This is a genomic window from Candidatus Aminicenantes bacterium (genome assembly GCA_026393795.1).
Classification (GTDB): domain Bacteria; phylum Acidobacteriota; class Aminicenantia; order UBA2199; family UBA2199; genus UBA2199.
Genome location: JAPKZL010000194.1, coordinates 1 through 17,525 on the forward strand (window position 1 = coordinate 1; position 17,525 = coordinate 17,525).

At 60.3% G+C, this 17,525-nt stretch carries 18 protein-coding genes; 17 read left to right on the forward strand and 1 reads right to left on the reverse strand.

The genetic code is table 11. The features are described from left to right. The 17 genes from infC to NTW95_09285 all read left to right on the forward strand — a co-directional run. Positions 1-492: translation initiation factor IF-3 (gene infC / locus NTW95_09205; GenBank protein MCX6557588.1), on the forward strand; the 492-nt coding region annotated here is incomplete at its 5' end. Further along, positions 470-670, forward strand: coding sequence for a 50S ribosomal protein L35 (gene rpmI / locus NTW95_09210; protein ID MCX6557589.1), 201 nt, complete (start codon positions 470-472; stop codon positions 668-670). The genes infC and rpmI, both read left to right, overlap by 23 nt. 9 nt (positions 671-679) lie before the next feature. Then, positions 680-1,033: a 50S ribosomal protein L20 gene (rplT, locus tag NTW95_09215; GenBank protein ID MCX6557590.1), complete on the forward strand. Its 354-nt coding sequence runs from the start codon at positions 680-682 to the stop codon at positions 1,031-1,033. Then, positions 1,030-2,070 (forward strand): phenylalanine--tRNA ligase subunit alpha, encoded by a 1,041-nt coding sequence (gene pheS, locus NTW95_09220; GenBank protein ID MCX6557591.1) that lies wholly within the window; start codon positions 1,030-1,032, stop codon positions 2,068-2,070. The genes rplT and pheS overlap by 4 nt, the downstream gene beginning before the upstream one ends. Before the next feature lie 3 nt (positions 2,071-2,073). After that, positions 2,074-4,110, forward strand: coding sequence for a phenylalanine--tRNA ligase subunit beta (gene pheT / locus NTW95_09225; GenBank protein ID MCX6557592.1), 2,037 nt, complete (start codon positions 2,074-2,076; stop codon positions 4,108-4,110). 12 nt (positions 4,111-4,122) lie between these two features. After that, a complete protein-coding gene (locus NTW95_09230; protein MCX6557593.1) occupies positions 4,123-4,326 on the forward strand; it encodes a hypothetical protein in 204 nt (67 codons plus the stop codon). Next, positions 4,326-4,631 carry a cell division protein ZapA gene (locus tag NTW95_09235; GenBank protein ID MCX6557594.1) on the forward strand — a complete coding sequence of 102 codons (306 nt, stop codon included), beginning with the start codon at positions 4,326-4,328 and terminating at the stop codon, positions 4,629-4,631. The genes NTW95_09230 and NTW95_09235 overlap by 1 nt, the downstream gene beginning before the upstream one ends. Positions 4,632-4,645: 14 nt before the next feature. Continuing rightward, the gene (locus NTW95_09240; protein MCX6557595.1) at positions 4,646-6,247 is read left to right on the forward strand and encodes a ribonuclease Y; all 1,602 of its coding nucleotides are present in this window, start codon (positions 4,646-4,648) and stop codon (positions 6,245-6,247) included. Then, positions 6,237-7,052 (forward strand): TIGR00282 family metallophosphoesterase, encoded by an 816-nt coding sequence (locus tag NTW95_09245; GenBank protein ID MCX6557596.1) that lies wholly within the window; start codon positions 6,237-6,239, stop codon positions 7,050-7,052. Before NTW95_09240 ends, NTW95_09245 begins: the two co-directional genes overlap by 11 nt. After that, positions 7,033-8,403 carry an exodeoxyribonuclease VII large subunit gene (xseA, locus tag NTW95_09250; protein MCX6557597.1) on the forward strand — a complete coding sequence of 457 codons (1,371 nt, stop codon included), beginning with the start codon at positions 7,033-7,035 and terminating at the stop codon, positions 8,401-8,403. Before NTW95_09245 ends, xseA begins: the two co-directional genes overlap by 20 nt. A 3-nt stretch (positions 8,404-8,406) precedes the next feature. After that, positions 8,407-8,646, forward strand: a complete 240-nt coding sequence (gene xseB, locus NTW95_09255; protein MCX6557598.1) for an exodeoxyribonuclease VII small subunit — start codon at positions 8,407-8,409, stop codon at positions 8,644-8,646. Next, the gene (locus NTW95_09260) at positions 8,639-9,493 is read left to right on the forward strand and encodes a polyprenyl synthetase family protein (protein MCX6557599.1); all 855 of its coding nucleotides are present in this window, start codon (positions 8,639-8,641) and stop codon (positions 9,491-9,493) included. The genes xseB and NTW95_09260 overlap by 8 nt, the downstream gene beginning before the upstream one ends. Then, positions 9,490-11,370 carry a 1-deoxy-D-xylulose-5-phosphate synthase gene (gene dxs / locus NTW95_09265; GenBank protein ID MCX6557600.1) on the forward strand — a complete coding sequence of 627 codons (1,881 nt, stop codon included), beginning with the start codon at positions 9,490-9,492 and terminating at the stop codon, positions 11,368-11,370. Before NTW95_09260 ends, dxs begins: the two co-directional genes overlap by 4 nt. Positions 11,371-11,497: 127 nt before the next feature. Next, positions 11,498-11,830: a hypothetical protein gene (locus NTW95_09270; protein ID MCX6557601.1), complete on the forward strand. Its 333-nt coding sequence runs from the start codon at positions 11,498-11,500 to the stop codon at positions 11,828-11,830. A gap of 3 nt (positions 11,831-11,833) precedes the next feature. Continuing rightward, a complete protein-coding gene (polA, locus tag NTW95_09275; protein MCX6557602.1) occupies positions 11,834-14,521 on the forward strand; it encodes a DNA polymerase I in 2,688 nt (895 codons plus the stop codon). Continuing rightward, the gene (locus tag NTW95_09280) at positions 14,518-16,290 is read left to right on the forward strand and encodes a DegV family EDD domain-containing protein (GenBank protein MCX6557603.1); all 1,773 of its coding nucleotides are present in this window, start codon (positions 14,518-14,520) and stop codon (positions 16,288-16,290) included. The genes polA and NTW95_09280 overlap by 4 nt, the downstream gene beginning before the upstream one ends. Before the next feature lie 31 nt (positions 16,291-16,321). Continuing rightward, positions 16,322-17,080 carry a DUF523 and DUF1722 domain-containing protein gene (locus tag NTW95_09285; protein ID MCX6557604.1) on the forward strand — a complete coding sequence of 253 codons (759 nt, stop codon included), beginning with the start codon at positions 16,322-16,324 and terminating at the stop codon, positions 17,078-17,080. 7 nt (positions 17,081-17,087) lie between these two features. Here the strand turns inward: NTW95_09285 and NTW95_09290 are convergent. Further along, on the reverse strand, positions 17,088-17,525 hold a 438-nt coding region (locus NTW95_09290), incomplete at its 5' end, for a four helix bundle suffix domain-containing protein (protein MCX6557605.1).

The following is a 17,525-nucleotide window of genomic DNA, read 5'->3' on the forward strand; positions in this document are numbered from 1 at the left end:
CGCCTGATCGACGAAGAGAAGAACCAGGTCGGCATCGTCCCCATCGCCCAGGCCCTGGCACTCGCCAGGGAAAAAGAGCTGGACCTGGTCGAGATCTCCCCCGAGGCCAAGCCGCCGGTCTGCCGCATCCTGGACTACGGGAAGTTCCTCTACGCGCTGCAGAAAAAAGCGCATGAGGCCCAGCGCCACCAGCGCAAGATCCTGATCAAGGAGATCAAGTTCACCCCGGTGATCGGCGAGCACGACGTGGAAGTCAAGCTGAAGAAGATCAAGGAATTCCTGGCCGAGGGCAACAAGGTCAAGGTGACGGTCTGGCTGCGCGGGCGCCAGAAACGGAAACCGGAGATGCTGGACGTGATGGTCGGCCGGGTCATGGAAATTTTGAAGGACATGGCGGAGATCGAAGCGCCTCCCAAGCGGGAGGGCTTTTTTTGTCATATCATGATCGGAGCAAAAAAAGGAGGAAAAGATGCCAAAACTAAAAACCCATAGAGGCGCCCACAAGCGATTGAAAGTGACGGCCAATGGGAAAATCAAACGCAGCAAGGCTTTCGGGTCGCACCTGTTGACCAAGAAGAGCTCCAAGCGCAAACGGGGCTTGAAGCAGTCGACGCTGGTCGCCAAATCGGAATTCAAGAAAATGAAGGAATTGCTGCCTTATTCGAAATAGGAGGACACTATGCCGCGAGTTACCCGAGGAAACAAAAAACTGTTGCGCCGGAAAAAAATACTGGCCATGGCCAAGGGATTCTGGGGGGGCAAACGCAAGAACTACCGTTCGGCCAAGGAATCGGTCGAAAGGGCGATGACCTACGCCTACCGCGACCGCCGCAACCGCAAGCGCGATTTCCGCACCCTGTGGAACGTCCGCATCAATGCCGCCATCCGCGAGTTCGACATGAGCTATTCGGTCTTCATCAACCATTTGAAGAAAGCCGATATCCGGATCAACCGCAAGATGCTGGCCAACCTGGCCGCCACCGAACCCGAAGCGTTCAAGACCATCGTCGAAAAAGTCAAGCCAGCGGTATGATCGATGCACTCAAAAGAGAGATTGAAGGAGTCAAGCGGTCGTTTGTAAAGGAAATCGAGCAGCTTCAATCTCCCGAAAATTTCGTCGCCCTGAAAGAGCGCTACTTGAGCAGGAAAAAGGGCGTCATCAACCGGTACCTTTCCCGGTTGAAGGATTTTGCCGCCGCCGAAAAGCCGCAGGCCGGTCAGGCGATCAACCAGCTCAAGGAGTTCATCGAGAAAACTTTGGCGGAAAAAGAGGAGCGGCTGGGCGGGCAAGGCCGGGACGCCGCGGAGTGGCATGACTGTTCCCTGCCCGCGTCCGATATTCCCCTTGGCCATTTCCACCTGATCGCCGACATCCAGCGCCGCATCGAGGACATCTTCCTGCAGCTGGGCTACGAAATCGCCCACGGCCCCGAGGTCGAGCTCGAGGACTACAACTTCACCAAGCTGAACATCCCCGAGCATCACCCGGCCCGCGACGAGCAGGACACCTTTTTCCTGGAGGGCCATGACGAGCTGCTGCTGCGCACCCACACCTCGCCGATGCAGGTACGCTACATGCTGGCCCACCAGCCGCCTATCAAGATCATTTCCCCGGGCAAGGCCTTCCGCAAGGACGATCCCGACGCCACCCACTCGCCCTGCTTCCACCAGGTGGAGGGGCTGCTGGTGGACCGCGGCATCAATTTTTCCCATTTGAAAGGAACCCTGGAGGTTTTTTGCCGCTCATTTTACGGAGCCGATGTGAACCTGCGCTTCCGGCCCGGCTACTTTCCCTTCACCGAGCCCTCGGCCGAAGTCGACATCAGCTGCTTCTTGTGCCAGGGCGGGCGCAACGATTGCCGCGTCTGCAAGGGGAGCGGCTGGCTGGAGATCCTGGGCAGCGGCATGGTCCACCCCCAAGTCTTACGCAACTGCGGCATCGATCCCGAGGCATACTCCGGGTTCGCCTTCGGCATGGGCATCGAGCGCGTGGCTATGATCAGGTACGGCGTGCCGGACCTGCGCCTGCTCTATGAAAACGACCTGCGTCTGCTGGGCCAGTTCGGGTGACCCATGAAGATCAACATCGAGTACCTGAAAAATTTCGTCGCCTTTGACCTGGAGGGCCGGGCACTGAAGGAGCTCCTGGCCGGCATCGGCCTGGAGACGGAGGAGGCCCTGGAGGTCGACGGCCAGACCGTATTGGACCTGGAAACCACCCCCAACCGCCCCGACTGGCTCTCGCACTACGGCATCGCCCGTGAGATCGCGGCCAAGGACGGCCGCTCGCGCTTCACCCCCATAGATCTCTCCGGGGTGGAACTGATCCCCAACCAGGATGGTTTTTCCATTCAGATCGAGAATCCTTCCGACTGCTGGCGCTACAGCGGCTGCATCGTCCGCGACCTGCGCGTGAAGGAGTCGCCCCCCGAGGTCCAAAAGCTTCTCGTCTCTCTCGGCCTGAGGCCGATCAGTGACATCGTCGATATCTCCAACCTGGTGATGATGACCTGCGGCCAGCCGCTGCACATCTTCGACCTCGATCGGCTGCAGGGCGGGCAGGTGCGGGTGCGCCGCGCCCGCAGGGGGGAGACGCTGCGCCTGCTCGACGGGCGCGACGTCGCCCTGGACGGAAACCATCTGCTGATCGCCGACGCCTCGCGGCCCCTGGCCCTGGCCGGGATCATGGGCGGTCTGGATTCCGGAATCACCGCCGAAACCCGCCACATTTTCATCGAGAGCGCCTGCTTCGACTCGGTGGTAATCCGCCGCGGCGCGCGCTCCCTCGGCCTGAAGACCGATGCCAGCTACCGCTTTGAAAGGGGAATGGATGTCCAGGCGACCGTCCCGGCCATCAAGATGGCCCTGCAGCTTCTGGCCCGTTCGCAGGGCGGCCCGCTGCTCCCGTCGTTCTTCCAGGATGCCTATCCCCGTCCCCGCATCCCGGCCGACATTCGCCTGGACAAGGACTACCCGGGCCGGCTGACCGGCATCGACATTCCCGAACAGACCAGTGCGGCCATCCTCGGGCGCCTGGGCTTCACGCTGCGCGACCAGGGCGGCCACTGGCTGGTCACCCCCCCCAGCCACCGCGTGGACGCGGAATGCAAGCAGGACCTGGTTGAGGAGATTATCCGCATCCACGGCTACGGCCACCTGCGCGGCGAGGTGCCCCTGGCGGCCAACCTCGAACTGCGCATCGACCGCAAGCGCGACGTCGTCCGGCGGCTGAAGAACCAGCTAATCGACTTCGGCTTTAACGAAGTGATCAATTACGTCTTCCAAGCTCCCGAGGAGAACCTGATGGCCGACCCCGGGGGGAAGCCGCTGTTCCTGAAGAATCCGCTGGGGAAAGATTTTTCGGTCATGAAGAATTCCCTGCTGGCCGGCCTGCTGAAGAACACGGCCGCCAATGCCAACCAGTCCTTGGAGCAGGTAGCCTTGTTCGAGATCGGCAACGTGTTCAGCCAGGAGAAAGGGCGCGTCACGGAAAGCCAGCGGCTGGCCGTCAGCGCCTGCGGTCTGCGGCAGAAGAAGGACTGGCGCCTCGTTGGCGAGGTCTTTGATTTCGCCGGCTTCAAGTCGCTGCTGACGGCGCTCGGCCGACGGCTGCGCCTGGAGCTGGGTTTCAGAACGGCGGCGCACCCCGTTTTCGCGGGCGATTCCTGCTTCGTTGTCCTGGCCAACGACCGGGAATGCGGCGTGGCCGGCGAGGTCGCTCCCGGCTTCAGCCGTTTCTACAAGCTGGAGCGGCCGGTCTTCGCGGCCGAGATCGACCTGGAAGCCCTGGTCGCGGAGGCGGGTGAGAGCCGCTTCCGACCCTGGAGGCGCTACCCCTCCGTGCGCCGCGACTTCACCTTCCTGATGCCAACGGCCGTGCGCTACGAGCAGCTGGCCGAGACCATCGAGCGCCTGCGGCCCGAAACGCTGGAGAGCTATGAGCTGACCGACGTCTTCCGCGGCGCCTCGGTCCCCAAGGACAAGGTCAGTTTCTCCATGGCCTTCATCTACCGCGTTGCCGAACGGACCCTGACCCACGACGAGGTCAACGAGATCCACCGGGAATTCGCCGGCAAGCTGGCGGGAAAATTGCATCTAATTCAACGCTAAGGAGTATCGCCCATGAGTTTAAAGGATTTTGATAAACTGGAAGAAAAAATCAGCCGCATGGTGCACGGCTTGAAGGCGCTGCGCGAGGAAAACCAGAAATTGAAGAAGGAGCTGCACGCGATTCGGCAGGACTCTTCGCAGCGCGACGGCGAGAAGAACGAGATCAAGAAGAAGATCGCCGCTCTGATCGAGCTGGTCGATTCGATCGAGGAATAATGGCCAAGGAAGTGGAAGTCCAGATCACCGGCAAGCGGATCGTGTTCCAGCTGGCCGATGATGTCAAGGTCGACGAGTTCATGCGCGTGGTGGAATACGTCGAAAACAAAATCAATAAAATAAAAAGCAGGATGAATGAATTGGATTCCCAAAAGCTGGGACTGTTAACTTCGATAAACATCGCCCAAGATTTGTTTATCTTGAAGAAAGAAAACGAAAAGCTTGCGCAGATACTAGGCAGGATTGATACGTTGCTGGCGCCTGAAAGCGAGGATGGAAAGTTAACTGTCAGTTTGTCATCCTGAAAAGGAGAAGGACAATGGTCAACGGTGTCGTTTTTGTCATACTCGGAGTCTTACTCGGCGGCGGCGTCGTTTTTTTATTCAAGCGGATGATCTTCGCCGGTGAATACGCGAAGATTGCAGCCTACAAGTCCCAGCTGGAGAGCAAGAACCAGGAAGAGATGGCCCGCGCCAAAAAACAGTCCATGCTGGAGCTCAAGGAGGAATTCGCCGAATGGAAGAACGAGTACAATCGCAAGCACAATGAGAACATCACCCGCCTGAACGTCATGGAGAAGCGCCTGATCCAGAAAGAGGAGAACCTGGACAAGCGCTACAGCAACCTGGACAACAAGGAAAAGGAACTGAAGAAGAAAGAGCGCGAGCTGGACATCCAGGAAGAGGAAACCTCGTTCTTGAAGAACAAGGTGAACAAGCTGTACGAGGAGCAGAAGCAAAAGCTCGAAGATATCTCGGGGCTGACCGTCCAGGAAGCCAAGGAGATGATCGTCAAGCAGTACGAGGGCGAAGCCCGGCTCGAATCGGCGCAAAGACTGAAGCTGATCGATGAGGAATTGAAGAGCAAGAGCCAGCAAATGGCCAAGGATGCGATTTCCAACGCCGTCCAGCGCATCGCCTCCGAGCACGTGGTCTCCACGTCGGTGACGGTCATCGATCTGCCGTCGGACGAGATGAAGGGGCGCATCATCGGTCGGGAAGGCCGGAACATCCGGGCCCTGGAAACGGCCACCGGCGTCGATTTCATCGTCGACGACACGCCGGAAGCCATCCTGGTCTCCTCCTTCGATCCCATCCGCCGCGAGATCGCCAAGCAGACCATCGAGACGCTGATCGCCGACGGCCGCGAGATCGCCAAGCAGACCATCGAGACGCTGATCGCCGACGGGCGCATCCACCCGGCCCGTATCGAGGAGATCGTGGAGCGCATCAAGGGCAATTTCGATACCTACCTGCGCCGCGAAGGCGAGAGCGCGGTCCTCGAGCTCGGCATCAAGGAGATCAACCCCGAGCTCTACTTCTATCTCGGCAAGCTCAAGTTCCGCTCCTCCTTCGGCCAGAACGTCCTGGAGCATTCCAAGGACGTGGCCCTGATCGCCGCCATGCTGGCCCGCGAGATCGGGGTCAACGTCAATGTCTGCAAGCGGGCCGGCCTGCTGCACGACATCGGCAAGGCCATCGACCGCGAGACCGAGGGCACGCACACTTCTCTGTCGGTGGAGCTCACCAAGAAGTACGGCGAATCGGCCGCGGTTCAGGACGCCATCGCCTCGCACCACATGGATACCGAGTTCCATTCCCTCGAAGCCGTCCTGATCCAGGCCGCTGACAGCATCTCCGCCGCCCGGCCCGGTGCCCGGCGCGAGATCCTGGAAACCTACATCAAGCGGCTCGAAAAGCTGGAAGAGCTGAGCAAGTCCTTTGCCGGGGTGACCAAGGCCTACGCCCTTCAGGCCGGGCGCGAGATCCGCGTCATCGTCAACGCCAACGAGCTGGACGACAACCACACCTTCCTGATCTGCAAGGACATCGCCAGGAAGATCCAGGACGAGATGGAATACCCGGGGCAGATCAAGGTGTCGGTGATCCGCGAAGTCCGGGCGATCGAATATGCCAAGTAAGGCGGTGCGGCTGATCCTGATCGGGGACGTCGTCGGCCGCGGCGGCCGCAAGTTCGTCCAGGCGGTGCTGCCCCTGATCCGGGCCAAGTTCGCTCCCGACGTGGTCATAGCCAACGGCGAGAATTCGGCCGGGGGGCTGGGCGTGATCAAGCGCACGGCCGATGAGCTGTTCGAAGCTGGTATCAACGTCCTGACCGGCGGCAACCACATCTGGGACAAGAAGGAGGCGTTGGAGCTGCTCAAGACCGAACAGCGCATCCTCAGGCCGCTGAACTACCACGCCTCGACCCCAGGCAGCGGCGCCATGGTCTACAACACCGCGGCCGGGGACCCGGTGCTGATCGTCAGCCTGCAAGGAAGGGTGTTCATGGAGCCGTCGGTGGACAATCCCTTCCCGGCCATCGACGATTTTCTCAAGAAGAACAAGGTGCCGGTGGTATTGATCGATTTCCACGCCGAGGCCACGGCCGAAAAGCAGGCCATGGGTTTTTTCCTCGACGGCCGGGTCAGCGCCCTGCTGGGCACCCACACCCACGTGCCGACCGCCGACGCGCGCATCTTGGAGCGCGGCACGGCCTACCAGACCGATGTCGGCATGACCGGCTCCCTGGATTCGGTCATCGGCATGAAGCGCGAACCGATCATCAGCAAATTCTATGACGGCATCCACCAGAAATTCGAGGTGGCCCAGGGCAATCCGGTGCTGGACATGACCGTGGTCGACATCGATCCCAAGAGCGGCCGGGCGCTGCGCATCGAAGCCTGCCGCTACTACGAAGCCACCTATGGACAGCAGCTTGCCTGAAGAAAAGATCTTCAAGGTATCGGAACTGGTCCAGCTGCTCAAGCTGACGCTGGAGACCCAGTTCGCCTCCATCCAGGTGCTGGGCGAAGCGTCGGGGGTGGTCGTGGCCAGCTCCGGCCACCTGTATTTCACCCTGAAGGACGCCGCCGGTGCGATGAAGGTGGTCATGTTCCGCGGTCCGCTGCTGAAGAGCACGCTGAAAAAACTCGAGAACGGCCAGCAGGTCGTCGTGCGCGGAACGCTCTCGGTCTACCCGCTGCGCGGCGAGATGCAGATCATCGCCAGCGACATCCGCCTGCAGGGCATCGGCGATATTTTCCTCGCCCTGGAAAACCTGAAAAAAGCCTACGCTGAAAAAGGCTATTTCGACCCGCAGCGCAAGAAGCCCCTGCCGCTGCTGCCCGGCCGCATCGGCGTGGTCACCTCGCCGACCGGGGCGGCGGTGCGCGACATCGTGCGCATCCTGCGCCGCCGCTTCCCGGGCATCGCCATCATCATTTACCCGGCCAAGGTGCAGGGGGAGGGGGCCGCCGCCGAGATCGCCGCCGGCATCGATTACTTCAACACCGCCGTGGACGACCATGCCGCCCCAGCCGATCATGCCGTCGATGTTTTGATCGTCGGCCGCGGCGGGGGCAGCTACGAAGACTTGTGGGCCTTCAACGAAGCGCCGGTGGTCGAGGCCATTTTCCGCAGCCGCCTGCCGGTGATCTCGGCCGTCGGCCACGAGACCGATTTCACCATCGCCGATTTCGTCGCCGACCTGCGCGCCGCCACCCCCTCGGCCGCGGCCGAGCTGGTGGTGGGCAGGAAGGACGAGTTCCTCAACCGCATCGATTTCCTGCGCCACGCGCTGATGCGCCACATGGAAATGCGGCTGCATGAAAAAATAGCGCTGCTGGAGGAGCTGCGCAGCGACTCGGCCTTGGCCGAATTTCCCGGGCGCGTGCAGGAGCTGGCCCAGCGGCTGGACAGCGGCGAATTCTCCCTGGTCCGCCTGTTCCAGCAGTCGCACCACCGCGCCCTGGCGCAGTGGCACCGGGTGGCGCAGAGCTTTGCCGCCTGCGACATGGGCGCCGCGCTGAAAAATCGTGGCCTGCAGCTCCAGAACCTGCGCCTGCAGGTGTATTCCCGCTTTAACGAGAGGCTGCAGCAGCGCCGGGAGGGGATCGGGGTGCTGAATTCCAAGCTGGCCAGCATGAACCCGGAAAACGTCCTGGCCAAGGGCTATTCCATCACCACCGACCATGCCCGGCGCGTGGTCAAGGATGCGTCGCTGCTCACCGCCGAGGAGAGGATTTCCATCCGCTTCGCCCGCGGCCAAGCCAGCGCCAGGGTGATCAAGGAGTGAACCATGAAAAAAGAGACGCTCGACTTTGAAGCCGCGCTCAAAAAACTGGAAGCCATCGTGCAGAAGCTGGAGGATCCCGACGTACCCCTGCAGGAGGGTTTTGCCCTCTACGAGGAGGGCATGAAGCTCAGCGGCCAGATGAAGAAGGAACTGGGCGAGATCGAAAAAAAAGTGAAGATCCTGCAAAGCGATGCCAAGGGCAACCTGCAGGCCGTCGACTTCGAAGAACCGGACCATGACTGATTACCTGCAGCGGCTGACCGCGGCGGTCAACCGCGAGATCCTCAGCGGCATCGACCCCCAGAAAGGAACGCTGGAAGCGGCCATGCACTACGCGCTGGCCGTGCCGGGCAAGCGCCTGCGCCCGCTCCTGTTCCTGGCCCTCCTGGACGCCCGCCGCTGCGATGCGGAACGGTTCATCGGCCTGGCCTCGGCCCTGGAAATCATCCACACCTATTCGCTGATCCATGACGACCTGCCGGCGATGGACGATGACGACCTGCGCCGCGGCCTGCCCACCGTCCACAAGAAATTCAACGAAGCGCTGGCACTGCTGGCCGGCGACACCCTGCTGACTTTCGCTTTTGAAAAAATCGCCGCCGCGCCGCTGGCGGCGGAAAAAACCGTGGCCGTCATCGGCATCGTCACCCGCTGCATCGGCAAGGAGGGGATGGCCCTGGGACAGGCGTTGGACCTGGAATTCAGGGGCGACGCGCAGGCCATCGCCACCATCCACCGGCTGAAAACGGCCGAACTGATCAAGGGTTCCCTGCTGGCCGCGGCCGTGGTAGCCGACATGAGCGATTCCGAACAGGAGCGGCTGGCCCGGGCCGGCATCGCCATCGGCCTCGGCTTCCAGCTCGCCGACGATCTGCTGGACATAACCGGTGACGAAAAGAAAGTCGGCAAAAAGCTGAACAAGGACAAGGGCAACCAGAGCCCCAACGCGGTCCTGTACCTGGGCCTGCCGGCCGTCAAGGCCAAGATCGCCGCCTACCATGACGAGGCGCTGGCCCTGATCCGGGAACTGAAGATCGATTTCCCCCCCTTCCTGTCGCTGTTGGAAAACATGCTGTTCCGGAGCCAATGATGCCCCTGCTCGAAAAAATTTTCTCGCCGGCCGATATCAAAAAACTGAGCCTGGAAGAACTGGGCCAGCTGTCCGCCGAGATCACCGATTTGCTCGTCCAGGTGGTTTCGCGCAACGGCGGCCACCTGTCTTCCAACCTGGGAGTGGTCGACTTGACCCTGGCCCTGCACCGCGTCTTCGACGCCCCGACCGACAAGATCATCTGGGATATCGGCCATCAATGCTATACCCACAAGATCATCACCGGCCGCCGGAATAGGATATTCTCCATCCGCAAGAAAGACGGCCTGCTCGGCTTTCCCGACCGTGCCGAGAGCGAATACGACGTGCTGAATGCCGGCCACGCCTCGACGTCGCTCGGTTTCGCCTCGGGCCTGGCTATTGCCCGCGATCACCGCCAAGAAGACTTTCACATCGTCACCGTCATCGGCGACGGCGCCCTGACCGGCGGCGTGGCGTTGGAAGCCCTGAACCATATCGGCCAGGTCAAGCAGCGGCTGATCATCATTCTCAACGACAACAAGATGTCGATTTCGCCCAACGTTGGCGGCATTTCCCGCCATTTGAACTACCTGGTTTCCGGGCGGCCCTACATCCGCATGAAGGAAGTGATCCAGAATGTCCTGAAATCGATCCCCTCCGTCGGCAAATCGATGGTCCAGGTGGCCAAGAAGATCGAGGTGCTGATGCGGACGATGATCGTACCCGGTTCGCTTTTCGACGAACTGGGCATCAAGTACATTGGGCCGGTCAACGGCCATGACCTGCGCGAGATGCTCAAGGAATTCGAAGCGGCCAAGAAGTACGATTTCCCGGTCCTGCTGCACGTGGTGACCAGCAAGGGCAAGGGCTACGTGCCGGCGGCCGACGATCCCAGCTCCTACCATTCATCGGCTCCATTCAATATCGAGGACGGCAAGTTCATCAACGGCGCCAAGAGCCCTTCCTATTCGGAAATTTTCGGGCGCACGGTGCTGCAGCTGATCGAGCGCGATCCGCGCACCATGGCCTTGACCGCGGCCATGCCCGAGGGCACTGGCCTGGAAGCGGTGCAAAAGAGGTTCCCGGACAACTTTTTCGACGTCGGCATCGCCGAGCAGTACATGTTCGAGTTCGCCGGCGGCCTGGCCCTGGGCGGACTGAAGCCGGTCGTGGGCGTCTATTCGACCTTCATGCAGCGGGCCGTCGACCAGATCATTCATGACATTTCGCTGATGCGCATCCCGGTCCTGGTCGGCTTGGACCGGGCCGGGCTTGTCGGCGGCGACGGACCGACCCACCAGGGGCTCTACGACATTTCCCTGCTGCACCCCATCCCGGACATCGTGCTCATGGCGCCGAAGGACGAGAACGAACTCCAGCACATGGTTTACACCGGCAGCCGCCTGGACAAGCCCGTGTTCGTCCGTTACCCGAAGGAACCGGGGCGGGGCGTGCCGTTGGATAAGGAACTGGCTGAAATCCCCGTGGGCAAGGCGGAGGTGCTGCGCCGCGGGAACCATGTCCTGATCCTGGCCGTGGGGCCGCTGGTCTACCGCGCCCTTGAGGCGGCCGAGCGGCTCTCCCGCCAGGACAGCATCGAGGCGACCGTGGTCAATATCCGCTTTATCAAACCCCTGGACCGCGAGCTCCTGTTCTCTTTGGCTGCAAAGATCGTCAAGATAGTCATCGTCGAGGATGGGACCGACCAGGGCGGCTTCGCTTCCATCGTCCGCCGGGAATTCATGTCCCAGCAGCCCTGCCGGCAGGAGTTCCTCGCCTTGGCCGTCGGTGAAGGGGACATGCCGTTGGCTTCCCGCGAAGAGCTGCTGGAGCACTTCTCCTTGAACGCCGCCGGCATCTACCGCCAGGTGCGCGCGTTTGTCATGGGTAAGTAAAGCGGATAACGCTGGGCTGGTCACATGCATCCCCTGCGGGGACAGACAAATTAAATCCTCCCCCCAAGGTGGGTCGGATAATTTGACCTGTCTTGACAGTTATTAATATTTTCTTTATGATAAAAACATGAATGTGGGTTACAACACCGATATCAAGTACCGCAACGAGGTTTTCCATATTCAAACCGAAGACAAGGGCCAGGGCAATCCCCTGATCGAGACCTTGGTCTACCTTCACGGCGAGGTATTGCTCTCGCGCCGTGTCTCGTACGCCCATCTACTGGCGGCTGCGGAAAAAAACAAGACGGTCAAGTCGCTGATGAAAGCCCAGCACGACCAGGTTTGTTCCGAACTGAAAGGGGGCAACTTCTCGCATCTGCTGTCCATGGAAACCCAGAACGTCGAAGACGTCACCCTGGACGAAATGGTGCTGGAGTACCTGCAGAAGCAAATCCATTAAGTAATGGGCGAAACCATCCTGCTCATCGACGGCATGTACCTGGTTTACAGTTCATTCTATTCCCACCAGGCCATGCGCACCATCCATGGTGAGCCCACCGGCGCCGTTTTCGGCTTCATCAGCCGGGTCGAGAGCCTGATCCAGGAACTGCATCCCGACCGGCTGGCGGTGGCTTTTGATTCCAAGGCGAAGAATTTCCGCCGCGACCTCTACCCAGAATACAAGGCCAAGCGCCTGCAGCCGCCCGAGGAGCTCATCCAGCAATTGCCGCTGATCAAGGAATACCTGGAATACCGGGGGATCTATTTCCTGGAAAAACCGGGCCTGGAGGCCGATGACATCATCGCTTTGATGGCCAGGCGCTACGCCGCCGCCGGCGGCGAGGTGTTGATATTTTCCGCCGATAAGGACCTGTTCCAGCTGGTGGCCGAGCGGATATCGGTTTTCCATCCCAAGCTGAAGCAGAAACTGGACCGGGGCGGGGTCAAGGAGTTCTTTGGGATTTACCCGGAGCAGATCGTCGATTACCTGAGCCTGGCCGGCGACGCCTCGGACAACATCCCCGGCATACCCGGCATCGGCGACAAGACTGCGACCAAGCTGATCGAGAAATACGGCAACCTGGCGGCCTTGCTCGCCGACCTGGATAATATTGACGGCAAACTGAAGGAGAAGATCAAGAAAAGCGTCCACCTCCTTGAATTTTGGAAGAAACTGCTCGATTTGGACCAGATCCCGGACATCGCCGGCGACTGGAGCATCGAGCCCCTGAAAGAAAGCGGCGACGAACGCCTGGTCGAATTGTACCGCAGGCTCAAGTTCAACAGCCTGCTGAAAAAAGTTTCCCCGGCTGCCCAGTCCAAGCCTCCCGATCTGGCCGGCCCCGTCCAGCTGCTGGAAAACCGCGGCCAGATGAAGTCGCTCATTGAAAAGATCAAGGAAGCCGGCGGCTTCGCCTGGGACATCGAGACCACGGCCATCGAGTTTTTCAAGGCCGAGGTGGTCGGTGTTTCGGTCGCCCTGGGCGATGCGGGCTATTATATCCCTTTCCTTTGTCCGGCCGAGGAATCGGGCCGCTTCCAACTGACGCTGGACGAATTCAAGAAGGAAATGGCCCCGGTTTTCAGCGATGCGCGGCTGAAGAAAACCGGCCACAACCTGAAATTCGACATGCTGCACATGCTCCGCCAGGGGTTGGCCGTCAACGGTGTCGAGCACGACACCATGATTATGTCCTACCTGCTTTTCCCCAACCGCCGCTTCCACCAGCTGAAGGAACTGAGCGCCGAATTCCTCGGCGTCCGGCAGACCACCTTCGAGGAGCTGGTCGGCAAGGGCAAGGGCCAGAAAAAAATCGAAACCATCGCGGTGGAACAGGTGGCCCGCTATTGCCTGGCCGACGCGAGCCTTTCCGCGCAATTGGCGGAAAAACTCCTGCCGCTGTTGCGTGAAAAAAAATTGTTGAGCCTGTACCGGGAGATTGAAATCCCCCTGCTGGACGTGCTGCTGGCCATGGAGTGGCAGGGGATCCAGGTCGACCGCGATTTTTTAAAGAAGGCTTCCGCCAAGCTCAAGGAGCAAATCGCCGCCAGCGAGAAGGAGATCCAGCACATGGCCGGCTACGAGCTCAACCTGAACTCCTCCCAGCAGCTGGCCGAGCTGCTCTTTCAGAAGATGAACCTGCCGCTGAGCAAGAAAACCCGCAAGACCAAGGCCCAATCGACCGACAGCGAGGTGTTGAACGAACTGAAGGGCTTTCCGATCGTTGAAAAAATCATCGCCTACCGGACCTACAAAAAACTCCTTTCCACCTATGTCGAGGGGTTGCTGGAAAACTGCGACGAACAGGACCGCGTCCATACCTCGTTCAACCAGACGGTCACGGCCACCGGCCGTCTCTCGTCGTCCAATCCCAACCTGCAGAACATCCCGGTCGGGGAGATCGGCGCCGTCAACCTGCGCCGGGCCTTCATCGCCGGCGTGGACCGCCGGTTGCTGTCGGCCGACTATTCCCAGATCGAGCTGCGGGTCATGGCCCATTTTTCGCAGGATGAAAATTTGCTGAAAGCCTTTGCCGAGGGCGAGGACATCCATCAGCACACCGCCGACCTGGTTTTCGGCGCTGATCTTTTTCCCCAACGCGCTGAATTGCGCCGGCGCGCCAAGATCATCAATTTCTCGATCATTTACGGCAGCGGCGCTTTCTCCCTGGCCAAGGAGCTGGGAGTGAGCTACGGTGAAGCCAAGGAGTTCATCGAGCGCTACTTCGAAAAATACAGCGGCGTCAAGCGCTTCATGGACGGAGTGATCGATGCCGCCGAAAAAAATCCCGAGGTGCGCACCATCTCCGGCCGCGTTCGGCCGATCCCCGAGATCCTGAGCTCCAACCGCCCGGTCAAGGAAAACGGCAACCGCATGGCCATCAACACCATCATCCAGGGCAGCGCCGCCGACATCATCAAGATCGCCATGATCCGCATCCACGAGCACCTGAAAACCATGCAGAGCCGGCTGATCCTTCAGGTCCACGACGAACTGGTGTTCGAGTACCCGCCGGCGGAGGAGAAGCGGCTGGCCGCCCTGGTGCGCCACGAGATGGAGCAGGCGCTTGAGCTGAAGGTGCCGCTGAAGATATCCCTGAAGACGGGCCGCAACTGGGCCGATATGGAAGCCTTGAAAGAACTGGCATGAAGGAAATCGATGCCGCCAAATTTAAGGAAATCGTCCGCTGCGGCATGGAGCACCTGTTCCAGGACCGGGAGCTGCTCAACCGCATTAATGTCTTTCCGGTCGCCGACGGCGATACGGGCGACAACTTGGTTTTTACCCTGAAGCCGGTCTACGACCAGATCGATGCCATCGACGAAGCGCGCTTGGACAACCTGGCCGCCCGCATGGCGGCGGAAATGCTGATGTCGGCCAAAGGGAACTCGGGGGTGATCTTTTCGCAGTTTTTTTTCAGCTTCGCCAAGGCGCTGAAAGGCAAGGCCGCCATCGGACCGGCCGATTTCAGCCTGGCCATGGAAAAGGCCGTGCACGAGACCTATGAGTCGATCGCCGTTCCCCGCGAGGGGACGATCCTGACCGTGCTCCGCCACAGCGCCGAGGAGTTCAAACGCCTGGCCTTGAGCGGCGAAAGGTACCAGGTGATATTCGAGAAAGCGGTCATCGCCTGCAGGGAAATCCTGGAAAAGACCCGCCACATGCTGCCGCAGCTGAAGAAAGCCAAGGTGGTTGATGCGGGCGGGCTGGGTTTTTACCTCTTTTTCAAGGGCATGGGCGCCGCCGTTCAGGACAAAAAAAACGAAACGGGAAAGGATGTGGCGGGTTTTGACCAGGTTCCCGAAACCCTGGACGAATCCAAGTTGGCTTTTTGCGCCGAATGGGTGCTCCGCCCGCGCCGGCCCGACAAGGAATTTTTCAAAAAGCTCCTGGAAAAGCACGGCGACTCGCTGCTCATCGCCGGCGATGCCGGTATGCTGCACCTCCATATCCACACCGACGATCCAGCGGCAGTTGAAAGCGCACTGGCCGGGCACGGTGAGATCGTGTCGCGCAAGGTCGACTCGCTGCGACAGGCGGAGGAATCCAACCCGGAAACGGCCGTCGCCCTGCTCATGGATTCGGCCGTCGACATCCCGGAGCGAACCGAAAAAGCCATGGGTATTGGCGTCGTGCCGCTGCAGATCATGATGAACGACCGCTATTTCCGCGACCGGGTCGAGATTGGCAAAGAAGAGTTGTACCGCCGCATGCGCGCGGAAAAGGACCTGGTGGTCAAGACCTCGCAGCCGGCGCCGCTCGATTTCAGCAATGCGTTCACTGCGGCCCTGGCGCTGCAGCACCACGTCCTTTTTTTCAGCCTCTCTTCGCGCTTGAGCGGCTCTTATCAGAACGCGCTGGCGGCGCTGCGCCTTCTGCCTGCCGCCGACCAGGCCAGGATACGCGTCATCGACACGCTGAATGTTTCGGCCGGCAGCGGCCTGCTATTGCTCCGCGCCCTGCGGCTTCTGCAGCAGGGGCGCGACGTCGAGCAGACCGCGGCACAGATCGAGCGCATCCGCGGCGAGGTGGTTTCGCTGGGATATGTCGAATCGCTGGAATACGCCGTGCGCGGCGGCCGTTTGCCGCCGGCTGCCGGCGCCGTCACCCGATGGCTGGGGATCCAGCCGCTGGTGGCTTTCGAAAATGGCAGGCTGGTGAAAAAGGGGATGCTGTTCAGCGCCGCCAACAAGGAAAAAAAAGTCGTGCGCCGCTTCCTCAAACGGCTGGACCTGGACCGGGCCTACGCGCTGGGCATCGTCTACACCGATAACCCCGAGGCGGCGCTGATACTCGAGGATGAACTGGCCAAATCGCCACTGAAGATCACCACCGTGTACCAGGTTGTCGGCGCCGCGGTCCTCGGCGCCCATGCCGGCCCCGGCACGTTCTGCCTTTTCGCCCTTCCAGAAGGGTGATCCGGCTGGCCACGCCACGCGGAGGAGTCTTATGGATGAAAAAATAAAGCTGGGCATCAGTTCTTGTTTGCTGGGCAACAAAGTCCGTTTTGACGGCGGCCACAAGTTCGACCCGTTCCTGGTGAACACCCTGGGCCATTTCGTGGAATACGTGCCGGTCTGCCCGGACGTCGAGTCCGGATTTCCGGTGCCCCGCGAGGAAGGCATGGCCGAGAAGAACGGGGTGGGGATTTTCGCCCGGGCGCTGATGGAGAGGCTGCCGCTGCTGCCGGTGGAGGAAGAAGGCCGGTTGCAGGATATCCAGTTGCGGGAAAACTTCATCGTGCGCGTATTTGCCTACCGCCGCTGGCGGGAGCTGGTTGACGGTGCGGCCGCGGCCGGGAGGCTGGTCGATTTCCAGCGCCGCCACAAGCTGCTGCTCATGGCCCACAGCCTCGAAATGGCCAGGCAGCTTGGCAAGCTTACGGCCCTGGCCGGCGCGCGTCCCATGGGCGATATCCTGCCCGCGTATGAAAAGCTCTTCATGGCCGCCCTGAAGCAAAAGGCCACGGTGCGCAAGAACGTCAATGTCTTGCAGCACATGTTCGGCTATTTCAAAAAGCAGCTCGATGATTTTGAAAAAAAGGAATTGCTGGCCGTCATTGAAAATTACCGTCAAAACCTCATTCCCTTGATCGTGCCGCTGACCCTGTTGAAGCACTATATTGACAAGTTCAAGCAGCCTTATCTTTCCGACCAGTATTATCTCGACCCGCACCCGCTGGAGCTCAAGCTGCGCAATCACGCTTAGGGAAGGGTCACGGTCTATCGCGCCTTGCCCGGCGCTGGTTGTACATCCGTTCAGTGAATCCGCCCTCTTCCAAGAATTTCCGCTCTAGGCTCTTAATCTGTCTGTGTAGGAGGTAGCTCGCCTGGTTGATCAGGCAGATCATGGTGTTGGCTGCAGTTTCCGCCGAGCTGAGTTTGAAAGCGTCGGACGGGTCGGATTTGTCTGACAAGTCGGACCAGTCTGACAAGAACTTTTTTCTTGCTGAAAGCGCTTCCGGGGAGTTCTTATCCCAGAGGCGCAATCCATGCTGGCGCAGGTAGTCTTCATAGTCCAACAAGAGTTCTTCCAAGCTGGCCCGCGCGACTCCTGTCAGCTTCAGTTCCGTTTTCTTCGATGTGGCCGAAGCCATGCTTGCCTCGGCGATATTCTGCACACCGCTGCGAGCCGCCTGCACCATCTGGTCATG